Origin of the sequence: Caulobacter soli, from assembly GCF_011045195.1 — a bacterium.
GTDB classification, from domain to species: domain Bacteria; phylum Pseudomonadota; class Alphaproteobacteria; order Caulobacterales; family Caulobacteraceae; genus Caulobacter; species Caulobacter soli.
On the sequence record NZ_CP049200.1, the window covers coordinates 222,022 to 242,936 of the forward strand.

At 66.4% G+C, this 20,915-nt stretch carries 18 protein-coding genes; 13 read left to right on the top strand and 5 right to left on the bottom strand.

Going from position 1 to position 20,915, the window contains the following annotated elements:
• Positions 1-21 precede the first annotated feature (21 nt).
• Positions 22-4,134: an NACHT domain-containing protein gene (locus G3M62_RS25520; protein ID WP_165191619.1), complete on the bottom strand. Its 4,113-nt coding sequence runs from the start codon at positions 4,132-4,134 to the stop codon at positions 22-24.
• Positions 4,135-5,261: 1,127 nt separating this feature from the next.
• Between G3M62_RS25520 and G3M62_RS25525 the strand changes: the two genes are divergently transcribed.
• The 8 genes from G3M62_RS25525 (at position 5,262) to G3M62_RS25560 (ending at position 13,314) form a co-directional block, all read left to right on the top strand.
• Positions 5,262-5,744, top strand: a complete 483-nt coding sequence (locus G3M62_RS25525; protein WP_165191620.1) for a nuclear transport factor 2 family protein — start codon at positions 5,262-5,264, stop codon at positions 5,742-5,744.
• 175 nt (positions 5,745-5,919) lie between these two features.
• Positions 5,920-7,008, top strand: coding sequence for an aromatic ring-hydroxylating oxygenase subunit alpha (locus G3M62_RS25530; RefSeq protein ID WP_165191621.1), 1,089 nt, complete (start codon positions 5,920-5,922; stop codon positions 7,006-7,008).
• A 604-nt stretch (positions 7,009-7,612) separates the two neighbouring features.
• Positions 7,613-8,026: an ester cyclase gene (locus tag G3M62_RS25535; protein WP_165191622.1), complete on the top strand. Its 414-nt coding sequence runs from the start codon at positions 7,613-7,615 to the stop codon at positions 8,024-8,026.
• 212 nt (positions 8,027-8,238) lie between these two features.
• The gene (locus tag G3M62_RS25540) at positions 8,239-10,470 is read left to right on the top strand and encodes a TonB-dependent receptor (RefSeq protein ID WP_165191623.1); all 2,232 of its coding nucleotides are present in this window, start codon (positions 8,239-8,241) and stop codon (positions 10,468-10,470) included.
• Between the two features lie 193 nt (positions 10,471-10,663).
• Complete coding sequence (locus G3M62_RS25545) at positions 10,664-11,068, top strand: MAPEG family protein (protein WP_165191624.1); 405 nt, start codon at positions 10,664-10,666, stop codon at positions 11,066-11,068.
• A 146-nt stretch (positions 11,069-11,214) separates the two neighbouring features.
• Entirely contained in the window at positions 11,215-11,700 is a 486-nt protein-coding gene (locus tag G3M62_RS25550; protein WP_165191625.1) for a VOC family protein, read from the top strand.
• A 153-nt stretch (positions 11,701-11,853) separates the two neighbouring features.
• Entirely contained in the window at positions 11,854-13,143 is a 1,290-nt protein-coding gene (locus G3M62_RS25555; protein WP_165191626.1) for an AMP-binding protein, read from the top strand.
• A 9-nt stretch (positions 13,144-13,152) separates the two neighbouring features.
• Positions 13,153-13,314 carry a hypothetical protein gene (locus G3M62_RS25560; protein WP_165191627.1) on the top strand — a complete coding sequence of 54 codons (162 nt, stop codon included), beginning with the start codon at positions 13,153-13,155 and terminating at the stop codon, positions 13,312-13,314.
• Between the two features lie 226 nt (positions 13,315-13,540).
• Here G3M62_RS25560 and G3M62_RS25565 read toward each other — a convergent pair whose 3' ends face one another.
• A complete protein-coding gene (locus tag G3M62_RS25565; protein ID WP_165191628.1) occupies positions 13,541-14,161 on the bottom strand; it encodes a DsbA family oxidoreductase in 621 nt (206 codons plus the stop codon).
• Positions 14,162-14,608: 447 nt separating this feature from the next.
• Here G3M62_RS25565 and G3M62_RS25570 point away from each other — a divergent pair, with 447 nt between their 5' ends.
• The gene (locus G3M62_RS25570; protein ID WP_165191629.1) at positions 14,609-15,628 is read left to right on the top strand and encodes a LysR family transcriptional regulator; all 1,020 of its coding nucleotides are present in this window, start codon (positions 14,609-14,611) and stop codon (positions 15,626-15,628) included.
• 278 nt (positions 15,629-15,906) lie between these two features.
• Here G3M62_RS25570 and G3M62_RS26835 read toward each other — a convergent pair whose 3' ends face one another.
• A complete protein-coding gene (locus G3M62_RS26835) occupies positions 15,907-16,029 on the bottom strand; it encodes a hypothetical protein (RefSeq protein ID WP_281360104.1) in 123 nt (40 codons plus the stop codon).
• Positions 16,030-16,417: 388 nt separating this feature from the next.
• Between G3M62_RS26835 and G3M62_RS25575 the strand changes: the two genes are divergently transcribed.
• Positions 16,418-16,984: a hypothetical protein gene (locus G3M62_RS25575; protein ID WP_165191630.1), complete on the top strand. Its 567-nt coding sequence runs from the start codon at positions 16,418-16,420 to the stop codon at positions 16,982-16,984.
• Here G3M62_RS25575 and G3M62_RS25580 read toward each other — a convergent pair.
• Positions 16,981-17,838 carry an alpha/beta fold hydrolase gene (locus G3M62_RS25580; RefSeq protein WP_165191631.1) on the bottom strand — a complete coding sequence of 286 codons (858 nt, stop codon included), beginning with the start codon at positions 17,836-17,838 and terminating at the stop codon, positions 16,981-16,983. The genes G3M62_RS25575 and G3M62_RS25580 overlap by 4 nt on opposite strands.
• A gap of 331 nt (positions 17,839-18,169) precedes the next feature.
• Between G3M62_RS25580 and G3M62_RS25585 the strand changes: the two genes are divergently transcribed.
• Positions 18,170-18,532: a CZB domain-containing protein gene (locus G3M62_RS25585; protein WP_165191632.1), complete on the top strand. Its 363-nt coding sequence runs from the start codon at positions 18,170-18,172 to the stop codon at positions 18,530-18,532.
• 124 nt (positions 18,533-18,656) lie between these two features.
• Positions 18,657-18,836, top strand: a complete 180-nt coding sequence (locus G3M62_RS25590) for a hypothetical protein (protein WP_165191633.1) — start codon at positions 18,657-18,659, stop codon at positions 18,834-18,836.
• 161 nt (positions 18,837-18,997) lie between these two features.
• Here G3M62_RS25590 and G3M62_RS25595 read toward each other — a convergent pair whose 3' ends face one another.
• On the bottom strand, positions 18,998-19,516 hold the full coding sequence (locus tag G3M62_RS25595) for a hypothetical protein (RefSeq protein ID WP_165191634.1): 519 nt from the start codon (positions 19,514-19,516) through the stop codon (positions 18,998-19,000).
• Positions 19,517-19,798: 282 nt separating this feature from the next.
• On the opposite strand from G3M62_RS25595, the gene G3M62_RS25600 reads away from it, so the two are divergent.
• Entirely contained in the window at positions 19,799-20,854 is a 1,056-nt protein-coding gene (locus G3M62_RS25600; protein ID WP_165191635.1) for a hypothetical protein, read from the top strand.
• The last annotated feature ends 61 nt before the right edge of the window (positions 20,855-20,915 follow it).

Here is a 20,915-nt window from a genome sequence, read left to right on the forward strand (position 1 = left end):
GACGTCCTGCCCTTTGACGGCCTACGGCGTCTTTGGCGCCTTGGGAGGCTTCTTTGGCTCGGCGCGGGGCGTGGTCTTCCGGCCGCCCCTGGGCGGCTTGGCCGCGGGCGCGGCCGCTTGGGCCCTGGCGCGCGCCTGGGCCTTCTGTTCGAGCTTGGCCTTGGCCCTGGCGACGACGACGGCCGGGCGGCTGAGGTCCATCACCACGACCGTGACCCGCTCGCGGTCCTGGCCCTTGAGGCCGGCGTCCAGCGCCGCCTTCAGCGCCGCCGCCGAGGTCGGGGTCTTGCCGCGCGGCGGCTTGATCGCCGCCCGGTTTCGGCCTCGGCCGGTCCAGATCGCCAGATAGATCCCCACGCCGCTGGCCCGGTAGTCGTCGGCGTAACGCCGGCTCAGCTGGCTGGCGGCGGCGGTCCACAATTCCGGATTGTCGTCGAGCTTGACCTCGATGGGGAACATCGCCGCGTGGGATTCAACGGTGATGTCGATGCGGTCATCGTTGGCCGTGGCGTCCTCGGCCCGCAGGGCGAAGGGCAGGAGGCGCGGCTCCAGATCGTCCAGCAGGATGTTGCGGCACTCGGGTTCGCCCTTGATGCGGTCGGCGATCAGCACCCCGTCCTCGGTCTTGAGGTTCCAGAACTTGCGCCAGCCCGTGCCCCGGCGGCGATAGCGCTGCTCCAGATCCTCCAGTTCCGCGGCCACCGTGGCCACCGCGTCGGCGACGGTGGCCGCCGGTCCGCCCAACAGGCCGGCGCTGATCGCCTTGAGGTCGCGTTCGGTCAGTTCCCGCTCGCGCGCGGTCTCGCCGGCCGAGATGGCCCCTTGCCGCAATAGATCGGCGTAGGCGGTCATCTCGGGCTTGCCCGCCAGTCCCTCGAGCCGGTCGCGCGCCCAGGGCGTGCCCAGCCGAGTCAGCAGGCCGATCAGTTCGGCCACGTGCTCGGCGCCGTCCCAGGGGTTGGTCGACCCGCCCCGGCGCCGGGGCGTCGGCGTGGGTGGAAACCGGGGGGCCAGCGCTTCGAGCAGGTCGGCCAGCTGCGACGGCGACATCGCGCGCCATCTTTGAGGTCCGTGGTCGACGCGCAGCGTCGCGATCGCCGCCCAGGCGCTCTTCCGATCGGCGGTCGTCAGCCAGGCGGTGAAGATCTTTCCGGCGTCGGCGGGATCGAGCAACCAGGCCAGCGCCGTCCAGCGGGCGCGGATGTCCTTGTTGAGCGTCTTGTCGGCCAGGAAGCGTACGGCCGCCTCGGCGACGCCGCCGTCCGGTTCGTCCCGCAGAAGGGCGTGGAAGAGTTCGTGGGCGCTGGCCGGGCCGCAATGGGGACAGGCGCTGAGAAGCTTCAGCGCCCAGTCGCGGCGAACGGGCGCGAACTCCGCGCTGTGGGCCAGCCCATGCAGGCCCATGACGTGGTCGTCGCCGTCGGCCAAGGCCGGCCCGGCATAGGCGAAATATCCCGCCTCGGCCGTCGCGGGCCGGGTCGCCAGCAGCCGACCCGGCCAGGACGCCGGACCCAGATCCTGGCCGCTATAGGGATCGTTCGCGCCGCGGCCGTCACAGATCCAGGCCCGTAACAGCCATCCGGCCAGATCGTCGGGAATGAGATCGGCGTTTTCGATCGCGGCCGGATCCTGGCTGTGCAGCAGCTCGATCGCCGCCAGGGCGGCCAGGCGGGTGTCGTCGTCGGCCGGCTTGGCCTTGGGCAGGCCGGCGATCAGATCGGCCGCGACGGCGGCGGCCAGCGTGTCGCCCAGGCCGGCCGCGAGGTTGTCGAAGCGCCGTTCGGACGACAAGGACCCAATGCGCGCCCCTTCCAGATAGCCGGCCGACAGCTGGCCGATCCAGGCCAGGGCGCGCTGATCGCTCCAGTCGCGCAGGCCTGGCCGCGCCGCCTCGACGGCGATCCGCGCGTCGTTGAGCGTCGCTTGGACCTTCTGCTGCTCGCGGGCGTCACGCTGGGCGTGCGCCGCGGCCCACGTCGCGCTTTGCCGGCGACGAGCCGGCGCGCTGGCCAGGGCCTGGCGCAGTCCGGCGAACGCCGGGTCGCTGGTCAGCAGGCCGGTGATCTCGGCCTCCAGGCCGGGGGGCAGCGGGCGGTTGAAGGTCCCATGGACGATGCAGTCCAGCAGCGCGGCCACCTTGGCGGGGCGGGTCTGGGTCTTGGCCAGGGCGAGGATGGACGGCCACAGGCGCTCGTCGTTCTCCAAAAAGCCGTCGATTTCGAAGACATCGTTGAAGCGCGTCCAGAGATCCTCGACCCGTCCGGGGACCACCTGTCTTTCGAAAAGCTTGAACGCGGCGGTGTCGTTGGCGTCGCGCACCGCCAGCAGGCGCAGGCGGTCGCCTTTGGACAAGGTCATCGACAGGACCTGGGCCTGATGCAGGCCGATCAGGCGATCGTCGGTGAAGGCCGAGACCTGGTCGCGCAGCAGGCGGGAGAGCACGCGCGCCAGGGCGCGCTCGCGCTCGCTGTCGCGCGCCCGCCGGGCGGCGCTGGCCCGTCGCCCGGCGATGGCCGCCAGAAGCCGGTCGAGCAGAAGGGGCCATTCCTGATCGGCCATGTGATCGAACGAGAAGGCCAGGCGTCCGCCGATGTCGTCGGGTCGGCGCGCCAGCAGGGTCTGGGCCACCATGGCGGCGGTGGGCGAAATGGCCCGCAGGATGGCGCTGCGCAGAATGAACGCCCGGTCCTCGCCGCCGCCGTCGTTCAGGCTTTGGAGCAAGGCGAGGATCGGCGCGGGGGCCCCGCCGGCCAGCCGATAGGCCTGGACGGCGCTCGCGCGGACATTGACCTCGGCCGTGGCGTCGAGCGCCAGGGCCAGGAAACTCGACATGAGACTGGCCGGCGCCGCGGCCGCGCCCGCCCCGTCCAGCAGGCGGCGCTTCAGATTGACCGCGACCTCGGGATCGCCCAGCAGGGCTTTGATCCTGGGGGCGGTATGGTCGTCGATCAGCAGGCGCCAGCGATCCTCCCCGCCGATCAGGCCCGACAGGCGGCTGTCGCGGCGATAGTGCGCGTCCAAGGCCTGGAGCAGGTCAAGCTTCTGCCCGCCGGTCAGGAGGCTCAGGTCGCCGTGGGTCACCAGGCCCACCGGGTCGGCCGCCACCCAGGCGCGCGCCCGGGCCGGCGCCATCCGGTTGACGGTCCAGGCGAACAGGCCCCGCAGGCTGGTGGGCGGCCGGCCGTCGCTGGAGAACATCATCGCCCGAACCCGCCGCTCGGCCAGGGCCGTGGTCATGTTGGCCCCCAGCCAGCGGCCGGCCAGATATTCGGCGACGGTCCGGTGGGCCGGCTGCACGCGATGCAGTTCGGTTCCCGTGAAGGCGCGGGTCCGCAGGGCGGCGCGCAGATTGTCCGGCGTGATCGCCGGGCCGGTCGGCGACGCAAGCTCGCGTCCGTCCGAGGCGGTGTCGTCCTGGCCGGCGATCAGCATCGCGGCCGACGCCCAACCCGCCGGCGCCATCAAGGTCTCGACGGTCTCGGGCCGCCGGCGCTCGGCGTGAACGCGGTTGGCCTCTTCCAAGGCCACCCGCATGGCCTGGTCGAACATCTCGGTGCGGCCCGACGGCCAACCGCGCTCCACGGCCATGGCCAGCAGCGTCAGGTCGTTGGGGTTCTTGAGCATGTCCCCCAGACCGCGGGCGCGGGCCTCGGCCACGAAGCCGGCCGGGTCCGGCGCAAGATCCTGCAGGACGGCCAAGGCGCCGGCCTCGTCGAGCGGTCTGAGCCGGACCACCCGGACGGCGTTCTGGCCGTAAAGGTCATTCAGGTCGTCGACAACGGCTTGCCCCGGCCAGTCCTGCGCCCGGCAGCTGAGCACGACCTGCGGTTTGCCCGCTTCTTCCAGACGACCGACGATGCGGTCCCAGGCCTGATGACTTTCGCCGGGCGCTTCGTCGATGGCGTCGATCCGCCATGGAGCGCCGGCCGGCAGCGGGAGATCGATGACACGACTGGCGCGGCGATAGAGCTCCAGCGGTCCCAGGCTTCTCAAAAGCTGGGTCTTGCCGGCCCCGGGGTCGGCCAGAACGATCAGCACGGGCGCGGTCTGGAAGTCGGCTATCGGGCCATTGGGACCCAGCAAGGCGCCGGTGCGGGGATCGATGGCTTCAACAAAGCGGTGGGCGTTGCCCATGAGGGTCTCCGTGCGCGGCGCCGGCGAAGCTGTAGTGTCGCCGCGCTTGCCCCGCAACTGACGGGCGAGCGCGCGCCCTCAAGGGCGCGGAGACTTTTAAGGGCCGGGGTGAACTTCAGGGCCTCGGCCGCCTCGGCGCCGATCTGCCCTTGGGTCAGCGTCTTGATGGGCCAGCGCGCTTCTTGCGCTGCAGGCCGATCGGATCCAGAGCCCCGGTGCGGGCGACGATGTCCGCGCCGTCGCTTGCGGTCGGCCGTCTCGTGGAGCGCGATCGGAAAAGGACTCCGGCGTCACCCTGCCCCGTCGAGGCGCCGACGCGGGACAAGTCCCGCGCGCGCAGTGCGTCGTCGGCCGCGACCGCGCCGGGCGTTGAGAAGATGCTTGAAGAACATCCGCCAACGTCTTTAGCGCAAGCCTGGACATGCACGTTGGCCACCCGGGCGGAGAGGTCGATTCCTCATGGGGGATTTGGAACGGGCCGATCGTGAGGCCGACGACGCATTGTTATTCTAGGTTGCATGCAGAGCTCTGCCAATACCGCAGAACTGCGGTATCGGGCGGCGGCGGCGTTCGCCGTGACGAGGCTACGGCGGCCCGAACCGAGGGATCACCGGTGTCCGCCGGCGCGCTCGGCGTCCGGCCACGCGATCGCCCGCCGGCCAGCCGGTATGCGCCTGTATGGAAAACAGTTGTGCATTTTTTGTCGATTTACGCCGACGGGGATCGTGCCAAGACTCCTGGCCGACACGTCGGCGTTCTGGGTCACGAGACGCGGTGAAAGTCGGTTTCTGCAATGAGAAGGGCTGCTCGGCGGCGTTCCGATGTCCCACGCATCGATTTTCGCAAACCGCGTCAGCCGCCCTCAGATCAAGAGCGGAACCGGTGAAAAGGACCGGCGGGAGGCCTTAGGCGTCAAGACGAGATGAGGGACGTTTCGGCGGCCGCAGGAGACGTTCCGACGAAACGGGCAGCCTTGCTTTCCGCCGTTTGAAAACGATGGCGGGCGCGGTGCGATGGAGGAGCCGATTTCGGCGACCCTTCGCCCGGTGGAAACGAAATATAACGGCTAAAGCCGAAGCATCGGGGAGATGATCGTGTCATTGTCTGGTTCGCTAGACCTGGATTCCATGATTGAGCGCCAGAATCTGAACGATCTTCTTGTCGGTCGATGGTGCCTTGGCGCGGATACATTGAACTGGAAGCTCTATCGCAGCGCGTTCGACGATGCCGTGGAGATGGATTTTCCGGATGCGTCGAATCCGAGCGTTAGTTCATCTCGCGTGTGGCGCATTGACGAATGGATCGCCTACGCGCGTCTGCTCGAAGGTTTCGACGTCACGCAGCATTACCTTTCCAATTTTCGGTATCAGGTAACCGAGAGCGCTGCGGAAGTATCGACTTACCTGATCGCCGAACATCATTTGGGCGGCCGCCATTTCACGCTCGGGGGGCAGTCAACCCATACGCTGAAGCGCGGCGCCGAGGGCTGGAAGGTCGTCAAGGTCGCCTTGACGCCGTGGTGGACCAGAGGCGACCAGACGCTTCCCGCCGAGGCGGGCGCGCGTTACGCCGCCGGGCAGGCCGCTCGCAGCGCAACGGCGATCTTGTGACCGCGAGCACAGCCTTCGCCGCGCCAGGTTGGACCGATGGCGAGCGCCGAACAGAGCAAACAGCCCGCCCATGTCGCGGGCCGGAATGCGGAGCGGCGAGGCTTCGGGCGCCGCCTGGTCTCGGCGGCCCGACGGCGCCAAGGCCGCGTCCCCACACGATTGGAGAGGATTGATTATGACATCAACGTCAACACGACCGACTGAACGGCTCGAAGGCTATATCTACAACGCCTGGTACATGGCCGGCTGGGTCAGCGAGCTCGACGCCGATAAGTCGACCGCGAGAATCCTCAACGAACCCCTCGTGCTCTATCGGACGGCGGCCGGCCGATGGGTGGCGTTCGAGGATCTATGCCCGCACAAGCTGGTGCCGCTCTCGTTCGGCAAACGGATCGGCGATTGTCTGCGTTGCGGCTACCATGGCCTGAAATTCGACGAAGACGGCCGCTGCGTCGAGATTCCGGGCCAAGCGATCATCCCCCCGAGCGTGCGCGTGCGCACCTACCCGGCCGTCGAAAAACATGGCGGCGTCTGGATCTGGATGGGCGACCCCGAGCGCGCCGACGAAGGCGCGCTGCCCGCCATCATCGGCGAGGGGGACGCGGGCTATCAGGTGTTTTCCCAGACGACCGACATCGACGGCTCGGCGCGGATGCTCTGGGACAATCTGTTGGACCTGACCCATATTCCATTTCTGCATTTCGACAGCCTCATCGGGGGCGACCCATCGGCCGCCGCGGCTATTTTCGCCGCTGAAGTCGCCAAGAATTCAACGCCCCACGACCGCGGCATCGCCATGGATTCGTGGCATATTTTCCCAGGGCGACCCGACTTGCTCGGGCACGGCCGCCCGCTCGAAGAACACGCGATCACCGATTTTTCGGCGCCCGGCGTGCTGACCATCAACATCGACAGCTACGAGGTCGGCATCCGCGAAGCCTTCCCCCAGGGAGACATCCCGGCCGACAGGTTGCTGCTGCAAGCCTCCGGCTGCCAGATCGTCGTCCCGGTCACGGAAAGCACGTGCAAGGTCTTCCACAACTCGGGCAACTGGGACAAGGCGCCGCCGGACGAGGGCCGCAAGCTCAGAAATGCAAAGGCGATCATCGAAGACAAATTGATGATCGAGGCGCAGCAGGCCTCGATGCGCGCCAATCCCCAGGCCAGGCCCTTGATGCTCTCGATGGATCGCAATGTCGCGCGCTTCAGATCGATCATGTCCCGACTGGTCGAGCAGGACGCCCAGGTGTTGGCGGCGCAGTGAGGTCGCGATAGGCGCGCCTAGCCGCCTTGGTCCGATCTCGAGAATCCTGATCGATGTCGGCCGGTCGCGGCCCCGACGGTCCCATGACCGTCGGGGCCGCAGGCCTCAGTGCGAAGGATTGATCCGCGAGGCCGAAACGCCGGCCCCGCGCAAGGCGTCCCACGCGCAGCTTGGGCCTTGCACGGCGTCCGCGCTCGCGCCGACCACCTGCCGGTTCATCGGTGTTTCCACCCGGTAAGAGTCAATCTCCAATTGTTCATCGCAACATAAAGGTCCTTGAGTAGAGCAAAGCACTCTGCTTTGGGGCCGCGCAGCCTTGTTTCGCCCGCGTTTCACGACAGACCGTCAGAGTCTGAACCGCGCGCGGCGCGCCTCATAGGAAACAGTTGTCCATTTTTGGCCGGTTTACCCCCGCGCGGTTCGTGGCAGATTCGCCTCATCTTGCGGGTGTCTGTGATCGGACTGCCTCCAGGATGCAAATTCACAACGAAAAGACCCAGGCGCGAGCACTCCAACACTAAAATGCGGCGATCATACTCGCCGGCGCCAAACAAAGGCGCGTTGGAAGTCTTGCAAGATCTGGGGTGAAACAAGGGACGAAAAGTTGTCGATCCAGGAAGAGAACAAGGCGGCCGTTCGTCGCTTCAACAAGGATTTCGTCGAAACGGGCGACCGCGCGATTTTCGACGAGCTGGTCGCGGAAGATTTCCAGGACCACGCCGGGCCCGGCGGCGCGCCGGCCGGACGGGAAGCGGCGTTCATGTTCTTCACCGTGTTTCGCGGCGCCTTCCCTGACTTGAAAGTGGTTGTCCACGATCAGTACGCCGAGCGCGACGCGGTCATCACCCGGAAGTCCTATCAGGGCACGCATCTGGGAGACTTCATGGGCATGCCGGCGTCCAACAGGGTCATCGACGTCTCGGTCATCGACATCCTTCGACTGCGCGACGGCAAGCAGGTCGAGCATTGGGCCAACGCCGACATGGCGGGCCTGATGCAGCAGCTCAAGCCGGCCTAGTCCAGATCGTCGAGGTCGGTCATGGCTTCGATGACGGCGTCTCCACGACCACAACCGCCGAGATCTGATCGATGGTCTCCGGCGGCGAGTGCGAAACGATCGCGTTACAGAAATGGGTTGGATTTCGCGTTAATAATCACGCGATGCCCGACTGACGAAGCCTAGAAAATTAAATAAACGCCGAAAAGGCGATAACATTGAGGGAGGGTACTATGAATATCGCTTCATCCGCGTTTACCGGAAAGAAGGCCGGTCTCGTCCTGGGCTGCAGCCTCGCCGCGCTGTGCTGGGCCGCCGGGGCCCAGGCCCAGGCCCAGGCGCCCGCCGCGCCGTCGGCTCCGGCCCAAGCTCCGAAGGTCGTCGACGACACCAGCATCGAAGAGATCATCGTCACGGCCCAACGCCGTGAGGAGCGCCTGCAGGACGTTCCGATCGCCGTCGCGGCGGTCACCGGCCAGCAGCTGGAAAAGCAGGGCATCCTGACGACCAACGATCTGGGACGCGCGGTGCCCAGCGCGACCATCACCAATTTCTCGGGCTATGTGGTTCCGCGCATCCGCGGCGTCGGCAACAGCGTCATCGGCCCGGGTTATGAAGGCGGCGTGGCGACCTATATCGACGGCGTCTACATCGCCTCGGCGCCCGCTTCGCTGCTCGCGCTGCACAATATCGAGCGGATCGAAGTGCTGAAGGGGCCTCAGGGCACGCTGTTTGGCCGCAACGCGACCGGCGGCCTCATCCAGGTCGTCACCCATACGCCGTCCGCCGATCCCAGCGGCACGATCGAAATCGGGGCCGGCAACTACCAAACGGCCACTGCCGACGTCTACGTGACCGGCGGCCTGGGCGGCTCGGTGGCGGCCGACTTCGCCGGCCATGTGGGCGGTCAGGGCAAGGGCTACGGCGTCAACCGGTTCAACGGCAAGGACGTCTACAAGGCCAATGACGACATCGCCGTTCGGACTTCGCTGCTCTACACGCCGGGCGACAACACCGCGATCCGTCTCAGCGCCGACTACCAGAAGAACAACGGCTCGCTGTACACCTCCAGCCAGCTGGCGCCCGGCACGGGCTCGCCGCTTCCGCAAGGCTACATCAACTCCGCCTGGGACATTAACGCCGATCTGGACCCCTATTCGACCTACGAAGGGGGCGGGGTTTCCGTGCGGATCGACCAGACGCTGGGGTTTGGCCATCTGTCGAGCATCACCGCGTATCGCAAGTCCGACAACGCGGTCTTCTCCGACATCGACTCCACCCCGACCCCGGCGGTCGGGATCTCGACCCACCAATATGATCATCAGTTCAGCCAGGAGCTGCAGCTGTCGTCGGGCGCGACCTCGCCGATCCAGTGGGTGACCGGCCTGTATTATTTCCAGAGCGCCGGGCGCTTCGATCCGGTCAAGGCCATGCTCTTTGGTCCCTTCCAGCAGCCCTCGCCGCTGGGGACCATCGGCACGTCGTACACCTATGGCAATCAACGGGTCGACGCCCTGGCGGGCTACGCTCAGGCGACCGCGGCGATCGCCGACCAGACCAATCTGACCGTGGGCCTTCGCTACTCGACGGAACGGCACCGGTTGGATGCGTCCCAATCGTTCGACGTCGTCGGCGGTCCGTCCAACGTCCCGCTGCCCGCCATTCCCAATCAGTCCAAGCGCTATTCGGATCCGACCTGGCGCATCTCGCTGGATCATCGCTTCTCGCCGGAGGCCATGGTCTACGCCTCCTACAATCGCGGCTTCAAGAGCGGCGGCTACAACGTGCCCTCGCCCGCCGCCCCCGCCTTCGCGCCTGAAACGCTCGACGCCTATGAGGTCGGCTTGAAGAGCGATCTGTTCAATCGCCGCTTCCGCCTCAACGCGGCGGCCTTCTATTACGACTACAAGAACCTGCAGGTGCTGAAGGCGGACGGCGTCGTGACCACGGTCTATAACGGCGCGGCCTCGACCGTCTACGGCCTCGACCTGGACTTCGAGGCGCGCCTGAGCTCCAACTTCACGCTCAGCGGCGGCGCCACCCTGCTGCATGATCGGTTCACCGATTTTCCCGCCGCCATCATCGCCAACCAGGTCCCTGGCGGCGTGGTCACGACCATCGGATCGGCCAAGGGCAATCGCCTGCCGCAGACCCCCGATTTCGCGGCGACGGTGACCGCGGACTACCACGTGCCGACCAGCTTCGGCGCGGTGGGCGCGAACGTCAGCTACAGCTATAATGACGGCTACTACAGCCAGCCGGACAATATCCTGCGCCAGCCGAGCTACAATACAGTCGCCGCCACCCTTCGCATGGAGCTGCCTCACGGCATCGGTCTGCGGCTGTGGGGACGCAATCTCACCAACGCCAAGATCACCCAGAACCTCAGCGCCGGGACGTTGAACAGCGTCGTCACCTACGCCGCGCCGCGCACCTTCGGCCTGACCGTGAGCGCCGATTTCTAAAGCCGACCGAACCTGGAGCGTCGGGCCTCGCGCAGAGGTCCGACGCTTCGTTCAAGCAGGGACGGGTCGCGCCCGGCGCTTCCGCCGCGTCCAGGGCCGCCGACGCCGTCGCCACACCCAGGCCCGCCCGCCCGCCCGGCGGGTCGGGCGCCATAGATCAACACCACGCCGCTCGGCGTGCAGAGGAGACAACATGCAATCGGTGAACGCCGTGATCCTGGTCACGCTCCTGTCGCTGGCGATGTATCTGTGGACCTCGATGCGGGTGGCCACCGCGCGGGCGCGGCACAACATCGTCGCCCCGGCCGTGACCGGCCATCCCGAATTCGAGCGGGCCTATCGCGTGCAGATCAATACGCTTGAGTGGCTGCCCCTGTATCTGCCGTCCTTGTGGATCTTCGCCTATTACTGGAACGGCGCGGTGGCCGCCGCGGCCGGCCTGGTCTGGATCCTTGGCCGTTTCCTGTACGCCTTGGCCTATGTGAAGGACCCCAAGGCGCGCGCCGCGGGCTTTGGCGTGCAGACGCTGGCGACGGCGGTCCTGTTCTTCGGCGCCGTGGGCAAGGCCGTCGAGCAGATCATCGTGCACGGCCTCTAAGCGCGTCGGCGAGCGCGGCGAGACGCCGTCTCCAACCGGCGTCGCCACGTCACGGTTTGGGAAACAGTTGTCCGAAAGCCGTCGTGGACAGCCTTGGCGCCCCAGCACAATTTCCCGATCATTCCACTCCGCAAAGCAGGTCGAACATGTCATCTGAAAAGGCCAAGGTCGGCGATGTAAAGAGCGCGGACCAGGACGGCGTCATGACCGGGGTCGGCTATGTGCGACTGCCGGCCCACGACATTCATGAACTGGCCGAATTCTACAAGGCGACGTTCGGCATGCAGCAGATCGGGGCGTTCCACGACCATTTGATCATGCTCAATGTGGGCAAGACCGTCGAGGAGGCCATCGCCAATCCCGCGCCCCGTGTCATCGTCGACCGACGCATGAAGTCCAACCAAGGCTACGGGGTCAACGACAACAACTGCTGGTGCTTCATGACCCGAGGCATGCAGCATGTCATTCGTCGGGCCGAGAAAAACGGCGCCACCGTGGTGATGGAGCCCTACCCGATCGCCTCGACGACCTCGATCGTCGTGGGCAAGTTCCGCGATCCGTCCGGCAATCTGATCGAGATGACGGAAGTGGGAACGGACACGCCGGAACGGCTCTACATCGGCCAGAACTGACCGGCTGGCCGGGGCGCGCATCAGGCGATCGAGCCGACCCGCCCCGGTCGGACACTGGTCTTTCAGCGCCAAGGGTCGGAATGAATAATTGACCGACCGGACGTTCAAATATTATTCTCCGCCTAGAGTTTGCAAGACGCGTGGGAGGCGACCTTGAATCCAGAACGCCAGTATCGCCTCGACCCCGCCCTCGACCTGGCCGGACTGCGCGCCTTGCAGCTGGCCCGCCTGCGCGACACCCTGGGACATGTCTACGCCCACAACGCCCACTACCGCGCCGCCTTCGACGCGGCGGGGGTTTCGCCCGACGACTTGCGGGCGCTGAGCGATCTGGCGCGGTTCCCCTTCACCACCAAGGCGGACCTGCGGGCCAACTATCCCTTTGGCCTGTTCAGCGTTCCCCAGGCGGAGGTCGCCCGCCTCCACGCCTCGTCGGGAACGACCGGCCAGCCCACGGTGGTCGGCTACACCAAGGCGGACCTGGAGACCTGGGCGGGCCTGGTGGCGCGGTCGATCTTCGCCGCCGGCGGCAAGCCGGGCATGAAGGTCCACATCGCCTACGGCTATGGCCTGTTCACCGGCGGGCTGGGCGCGCACTACGGCGCCGAGGCCGCCGGCTGCACGGTCATTCCGATGTCGGGCGGCCAGACCGAAAAGCAGGTCCAGCTGATCCTCGACTTCAAACCTGAGATCATCATGGTCACGCCCAGTTACATGCTGGCGATCCTCGACGAGTTTCGGCGCATCGGCGTGGATCCCCGCTCCAGTTCCTTGCGCATCGGCATCTTCGGCGCCGAGCCCTGGACCCACGCCATGCGTCTGGAGATCGAGGCCGCCTTCGACTTGCAGGCCGTCGACATCTACGGCCTGTCCGAAGTGATGGGGCCGGGCGTGGCCAGCGAATTCGCCGGCGACCGCAGCGGCCCCACCATCTGGGAGGATCATTTCCTTCCCGAGATCATCGACCCGGAAACGGGCGCGGTCTTGCCGGACGGCGAGTCCGGCGAGCTGGTCTTCACCACCCTGACCAAACAGGCCATGCCGGTGATCCGCTATCGCACGCGGGACCTGACGCGTCTGATGCCGGGCGCGCAGACCCTTCTGCGCCGGATCGACAAGATCATCGGGCGCTCCGACGACATGCTGATCATTCGCGGCGTCAACGTCTTTCCCAGCCAGATCGAGGAGCTGGTTCTGCGCTGCCCCGGCTTGGCGCCGCATTTTGAAATCGAGCTGTCGCGGCCCGGACGCCTGGACCAGGTCAAGATCCAGGTCGAGGCCAGCCCGACCGCCCCGCCGGGACCGGGCGAGCAGTCCAGGCTCGTCGCGTTGATCAAGGAGGTGATCGGCGTCACCGCCGCCGTCGAGATCGTGCCGCCCGGATACCTGCCGCGCTCGACCGGAAAGCGCCAGCACGTGCGCGATCTGCGCGCCCGCGCCTAGGAGGCTCCCATGACCTCGGGCCAGCTTCGTGATCTCGCCGAGACCCCGCGCCCCGACGCCGACTGGATCGAGGCGGCCAGGATCGCCCTGCTGGAAGCGGCCGCGAGGCTGGAGGCCTCGGAGCTGGCGTCGGCGGACGCGCTGGAGCTGGCTCGCATCTTCGGCGGTTGACGGCTGGTCAGGGCGACTTCAGATCAAGGCTCTGGCTCAGGGCGAGTTTCGGCGCAGCGACCGGATTCGAGGCGGCGTAGTTCAGCGGGCGCCGCCGCCCCCGACACGTCCCCGGCGGCCCATGGGATGGAGGTCCTTTCGGCCTGACGTTGTCGTCGGTGGTCCGGGGCTCGGCCGGCGCCGCGTGGACGCCGGACCGGCCCCAATCCTCGATCGCGGGAGGAAGTTATCGCGTCGCCAGGCGCAGGGCCTGGACGATCGCCTCGTCCTGGACCGGGGTGACGACGCCGTTGACGACGAGATGGGGCACGCTCTTGACCCCGGCCGCCTTCGAGGCGGCGGCGGCCTGGCGCGTCACGGCGATCTGGTCGGGCGATGAAACCGCCGCGCGCGCCTCTTGCCGGGTGAAGCCATGGGCCGAGGCGATGTCGGCCAGCACGTCCAGGTCGCCGATATTGCGCTGCTCGAGGAAATAGGCCGAGGCCAGGGCCGTCGCCAGCGCGTGCTGAGTTCCCAGCGGGCGGGCCAGGCGGATGAGCGTATGTCCGGCCGCGGTGGGATACATCCAAGGCTGCTTGCTCATGTCCAGATCAAGGCCGACGCCGCGCGCCTCCGCCTCCGGCCGCGCGAACATGGTCTTGGGGTCGAAGCTGCCGAACCGGGCCTTCAGGATGTCGGCGATCAGAACGCCGCCCTCGGGGCAATCGGGATCCAGAAAGACCGGGTGATGTTCAAGGTCGATGTCGGCCTGGCTGAACTGCTCTTGAAGAACATTGTCCAGCCTCTTGGCGCCGATCAGGCACCAGGGACAAACGAAGTCGCTATAGAGATCGATCTTAATCGTCATGACTCTTCTCTTTGACATCTAGGGCGAGCCGGGCCGGATCGGCGCCGCCAGTCTCGCCGAGCGCCCCGTCCGCTCCCGGTCTTTTCTTTTGCAATCTCGCGGCGCGCGAACATCGTCCCGCCGCAAGCCCGCGAGGGCGCGAACGACGGCGAGGGCGCCGCCCGCCGGGCGCTATGTTGCGGAAGGCGGCGAACGCGGAGAAGGCGCGGAAAACACACAACTGATTTCCATATTCATCCCCTTGGCCGGGCCGTTCCGTCGCCTATGGCGCGCGGCCCCCGCGGTCGGATGTGCGGCGGCCGGCTCCAACGGATTTCCCGCGCCGGGGCGGAGCATGGACGCCGTCGGCGAACCTCGACGCGGCGACAGATCGCGCTCGCTTCGAACGGAATATTGTTTATTGTCGACAAGTTGCAACGACAACAAAGGGGGGCGGCGCAGGATCATATGATTGACCTGAACGATCTTTATCTGTTCTCGAAGGTCGTCGAGCATCAGGGCATAACCGCGGCCGCCGGCGCCTTGGGCATGGCCCGCTCAAAAGTGTCCCGGCGCATCACCGGGCTCGAGGAACGGCTCGGGACGATCCTGATCCATCGCTCGACGCGCCATTTCGCGGTCACCGATCTGGGGCGCGAGTTCAACGAGCATTGCCTGGCGATGATGGCCGCGGCCCATTCGGCGGCCGATTGCGTAGCCCAGGCCCAAGCCGCGCCAAACGGGGTGATCCGGATCCATTGCCCGACCATGCTGGCGCAGTTCGTCATCGGGCCGCTGTTGCCGGCCTTCATGAAGGCCTACCCCGAAATCCGCATCGCCCTCGATACGGATAATCGCGAGGTCAATATCGAGGAGAATTTCGACCTCGAGATCCGCATCCGGCACATGCCTTACGAGGATTCCAGCCAGATTGTCCGCCCCCTGGGCATCTACCAGCCCCTGCTGGTCGCAAGTCCGGCGTTCCTCGACGAGCATGGCCGTCCTGAGTCGCCCAACGATCTGGCGACCATGGCGACGATCAGCCATTCCTCGCCGCAGGGCCCCCATGTCTGGTCGCTGGTCGACCCGGACCATCACGAGGTGCAGGTCAAGCACAACCCGGTTCTGATCGTCGACGAGTTCGTCGTCATTCGTCTGGCCGCCCTCCAGGGGCTGGGCGTCACCTTGTTGCCCCTGGGCCTGTGCCGCGATGACCTGCGCAACGGCGCTCTGGAAATCGTGCTGCCGCAGTACTTGTCCATCTTGACCGAGCTTCACGTCACCTTTCCCTCCCGTCGCGGCATCCTGCCGGCCGTTCGGCATTTCATCGACTATCTTGGCAAGCACTGCTCGGGGGACCTGGAGCGTCACCAGATCATGCAGGGCGTCCGGGGCGGCCGGCGCGAGAAGAGCCGGTTCTGGGTTAGCCGGATCCCGGTCTCCGAGCTTGTCTTCCCAACCCCGCGCTTGGCGCGCGAGGCCGGCTAGATCGGCCAGGCGGCCAGGCGGCCAGGCGGCCAGGCGGCCAGGCGGCCATGGCCTGGGGCGCGGGCCGTGCTTCGGTCAAGCCAACTCCATCGTCGGCGCGGGCGCGCGTCATGCCGTCCAGCCCGGGCGCCGGCTTCGAGCCTGCGAATCTTTCCAACACCCCAAATGGGGCTTTGCCCCGGCGCAGCACGGCCGCGGACGGCGGCGGCTCGCGCCGGTCAAAAAGGAAGGGCCACCGGTCTCCCGATGGCCCTTCCCGTTCAGGCGATGTCTGATCGTTACTCGGGCTTGTGTCCGCGCGGACGGGGGAAGCGGCGGGTGTGCTTGCAGACCACTTCATGGCCGCCGTGGCGGATGCGGTCATAGGTGCGTACGCGGACGCGGGGCGTCTTGCTGAGCATGGTCGTAAATCCTGAAGGCCACTCGGGCCGTTGCAATTTTCGACCGCCGGACGCATCTTCCGATTTGCAGAAGGGAATGCGATGCGCCGGCGATCGGTGCTGACCATTCACGGGAAAGGGTCGTTGGCTTTGGTCAGCGGCCCTTTTTCGTGGCCCCTGCCCTGCGGTCGCGTCCGTGATCTCCAGCGCGCCGTCTAAACGTTCGTGATCTCGTCGGCGTCTCCGTGGCTCGCCGTTCGAATCGAACGACCTGCTGACCTGTAAAATGGCATACTTGGCCAGCCTAAACGATGGTCGACACCGCCAGAGTACCGGATACATCGCATGTTTTTGTGGAGAAGGCGCGGTTGGTGTTGGGTCGGCAGGTCTTTGAGGGTACTGCTAGGCGATGGAAGATCTGAAGCGTCTACTGCAGGAGCGACAAGTCCAGCTCGCCTACGAGCTTGATAAGGTTGCGGAAATGATTGCTCTTTTGGAGGCTTCGGCCGGAACGGCGCCGCCGGCGCTCACGTCCTGGTTCTGGGCGGACCTGATCGATCTTGTCCACAAGGCGTCCACAGGTATTGAGGATACGCCGAGAACTTTACGGGAACAGATTGCGACGAGCGGTCGCCCTGTGGATACATTCCAATCCAAGAGCGCGCCGCGTATCCCCGCGCCGCCCCCCAGAACCAAGACCCAGTCAAATCCCAAGCCCGCCCTGGTCCTCAACATGGTCGAGCAGATTCTCAAATACCAAGCCCACCCGCTCAACCGCACCGAACTGCTCAAGGAGCTGGCCAGCCGTGACCTGGTGATTGGCGGCTACAATCCGTCCAAGGTGCTGGGCACCACCCTGTGGCGCGCCCGCGACAGGTTCGTGAGCATTCCGCAGTTTGGCTATTGGTTCGCCGGCCGCGCCTATCCCCCGGCCAACTATTTCCCCAACGGCCAGTTTGGCGCTGACTACGACTAGCTGGGCGTCCCGCCTTCATCGGCGGAGCGCGCCGGGCGCTCCTCGGCCCGGGCCTCGGCCAGGAACGACGTCACCGTCCGCAGCACGGCCTCGGGCCTTTCGCGGTGAGGAACGTGGCCGCAGGTCTCGAACACCGTCATCTGGGTCATCGCGTGCGGCAGGCCCGCGATGCGCTCGGGAAAGGCGGTGGAGCCGAACTCATCCAGGTCGCCGTGCATCGCCAGGACGGGACAGGTCACGGCCCGTAGATCGTCATCCAACGACCAGTCGGCGAACCGCGGCGCCAGCCAGGTCTCGGTCCAGGCGTCGAGCACCCATTGTGCCTTGGGCCCGTGATAGCGCGCCAACCGCTCGACCTGCTCGGGCGCGGCGAAGGCGGCCTTGGCCTGACGGATGCCGGCCAGCGTGCGATCCTCGACAAAGGCCTGGGCGGACTCGGTGATCACGGCCCGGCAGCGACCGTCCGAGGCGGCGGCCGCCGCCACCGCCATGGCGCCGCCGACGCTGTGGCCAAACAGGATGTGGTCCTTCAGGCCCAGGTGCGTCGTCACGGCGGCCAGGCCGCCGGCCGCCTCCTCGCGGATGAAGTCGAAGCTGAGCTTTCCGGGATGGAGGGCCGATCGGCCAAAGCCCAGACGGTCATAGGCGACGACGGCAAGGCCCGAGGCTTGCGCGAGCTTCTCAGGAAAATCCCGCCAAAGCTCGACGCAACCTAGTGAGTCGTGGAGGAGGACGATCGTCCTATCCTCGGCCCGCGCACGGGAGCCGCCCCAGGCCCGGGCGAAGAGCGGTCCCCGCGGCGTCTCGACGAAGAGATCCTCGACAGGGAGGGCGACGGCCTGCTCAGACGACACTCAAAGACTCCGGCCTTGCGTTCGCGACGCGCGGCGCCTGGCGCCCGCGCAGCGATCCAGAGCCGCCGCAGGCCGCCAACGCCGCAATTGGCGTCTGTATAATGGGATTGTCGGGTCGTCGACCAGGTTGGCGCCGTGGCGGGTGCTTTGAGCTTGAACGTTCCGCCGCAGGCCGCCTCGGGTTAGATGGGCATTGTAGCGATCCATGCCGATTGGCGAGCGCTTTGTGGTGGATAAGTCGCCCCTCAGACGCCGATGAGGCTCGCGCGAAAACCCTTTGAAAACCTAGTTTGGGCAGGATGGGCCTTCAGATTGAACCAAGGGTTTGGTCATGGACCTTCAGGAACAGGCGCGTCTTCACGGACAGGTCCGCGACGCGCTGCAAGCGGCGATCGACGGGCAAGACGGGCTCGATATCGCCGCGTTCAAGTCGGATCGCCAGTGCGAGACAGGCTGCTGGCTGCATGGCGAGGGACAAAGGCGCTGGGCGGGAAACCACGCCTTTCTCGGTTTGATGGAAGCCCATAGGGCCTTTCATGCAGCGGCCGGCTCGGTCGCTGACCAGATCAACCGCGGCCGCCACGCTGAAGCCCAGCGCGCGCTTCGCAACGGCGCGCCGCTGGCCATGGCGCTGAGCGATCTGAACGCGGCGTTTCGGCGCATGAAGGCCACGCGCGAGAATGTGGCCGCCTAGGCCCGGGTCAGTCGTCTAGCGGAGCCTGCGCCGCGTCGACCTGGCCGATCAGGCGCGCGCCGTCACGGGTGATCAACGCGATCACCGGCTCGTCCCGCCACATCTCCACCGCCTGGGCGCCGGCGTGTTCGCGAAGGAGCGCAAGGGCGCGGACCCGGATCGCATGGGCCGCAGCGCGACGATGTCGACCGCCGTGGCGACCTGGTTCTCCGCGAGGCGCACGAAGGTGCAGGTGACAGAGGCCCATGTCGCGAGCTTCGCAGGCTCGGCCATGATGGCGGCCGAAATCCAAGCCCGGCGTTAGGTTCGTCTCGCTGAGGGCGCGGGCGGGGAAACGCCGCGGAATTCTGTCCCGCGAGCGCTTCGCGATTGGGTCCAGCCGGCGCGTCAGTTTAGGGCCCGGCTCAGATTTCCAATCCTATGTTCGGACGTTTCAGACCTTTCCAGGCAGCGAGCGCCGGACCCCTACGGGGGCAGAACGGGATCAATTGTTCTCGGACGAATGATCGGGAGGGAGACCACGCCGCAAACCAAGCCCGCAAACGCGGCGATCAGTGTAATTGATCGTTCCGTATCCGATGTCGTCGAAATCCCGCCCAAAGACATCGATGCTGCCCCACCAATGGTCGCGACCACCAAATAGAGCCATCGCTTTCCAAGCCTGAGCGATGCGATCGCGCAAATTGCGGCCAGAGCGAAGCCGCAAACGGCGGACCAAAGTGACCCCGCCGCCAAAGGCAGCAAAGCCAAAGTCATCAACAGGGCGACGACCAGGGAAACCAATCCGCCCCGCGCGTTGGCCATGCACAGGCATATTGCCGGGCCCAGGACGGCGAATAAGCCAACGACTGCGGCGGACCGCTTCAGTGACAGCCACGGGATCATGTAGCCATGTCCATCAACACAAGTGAAGGTTGTGTAAAGATTTGCCAGCCCGGGGACCAAACGTGCCGCGCCGCTGTCGATGGGGGCCTCCAAAGCCATCTAGGCCCGCTCCGAAAATCGCTCGAACGCGCTGATCCGGCGAGGACCAGGTGGGCTCTACTCTGAGCCTGGTCGAACCAGGTTGGCGTATTCGACGAGGTGATCGGCCGTGGACGTCCCGCCGCTATCGTCGAAATAGGCTGTCAGCACGAGGGGGCGCCGGTCGGACGGATCGAGGTCATGTACGCTTCCCCGTGGGATCATGAGCCCTGCTGATCTACCAAGCCGGCTTGGGGCGGCGAAATATAATATGGCCAAGCGGTCGACAGGGCTGGAGAACAGATGAGCGGGATGGATCCGGGCGCCGAGGTTCGCAAGGCGGAATACTATCAGCACATCGACATGGGCTTCCTGAACCGGCGATTGTGTTTGTCGTCCTTGCCGCCCGATCTGCGCGATGAGTTCGCCCAGCTCGCCCGGCCGGGCGATGATCACCTCACCAGCCTTGGCAACGACCACCTGCTGGTGACGATGGCTCTGGACATGGCCGACGCCGCGGACGCGCCGACCTTGCTGGAAGCCCTGGCGCGGGGAAAGCCTCGGCAGGTCTTTCGCAGCACCGAGCGGCTGGCCCCGTGCCCGGAGGTCTATGACCAGGCGCGGGTCAGCCAGGGCGTGCTGCTGGATGTGGAGTTCGGCAAGCCCGTAACGCTGGCCTATCACACCAGTCACATCTGCGCCGACACCGGTCGGATGACCTTGGCCCAGGGCGCCGAAGGCGGCTACCGCGAAGCGATGCTGGGCCTGCTGCACGATCGCGGCGACCGCTTCGAGATCGAGCCGATCGTCATGGGCGCGCCGACCCTCGAGCACCCGCGCAATCGGGGGGAAGGCCTGGCCTGGATGGGGCAGGATTACGGGGAGATCCTGGCCGAAGACATCGATCAGTTCGCCAGGCTGACGTCGGTGACCCCGGCCTCGGCCGAGGAATGGATGGAGGTGATGAAGGCCGTGCCCGAGGAGGCGGTCAAGCAGGCCTTCGCCAAGCTGTTGAACGAGCCGACCAAGAAGGATTGGGGCGGCGAGTTCAACGATCATTTCTCCTGCGCCGTCACCGTGGCCGATCGCCGCCGCACGGCCGCCTTCCTGCTGAAGGGCCCTACGAACTTTCGGGAGATGACCCTGGAGATGTGCGGCAAGCGCGCCGATCAGGTCTATCGGCTGGTCAATTCCGGCGCCGACATCTCGATCGTTCAACATGCGCATCTGATTGGCGAAGTCGTCCGCGGGACGCTTCGGGGCCTGACGGTGCATCCTGGGCGGCCGCGGTTCTATTGCGTCATCGACGGCCAGACCACCTACCGCATCCTCAAGGCCTACGATCTGCTGCCCGACTAGGGCTGGGACGTCGCCCTCGCACGGCGCGCACGCGATGGGCGCAACGCAAAACGCCTCCGCC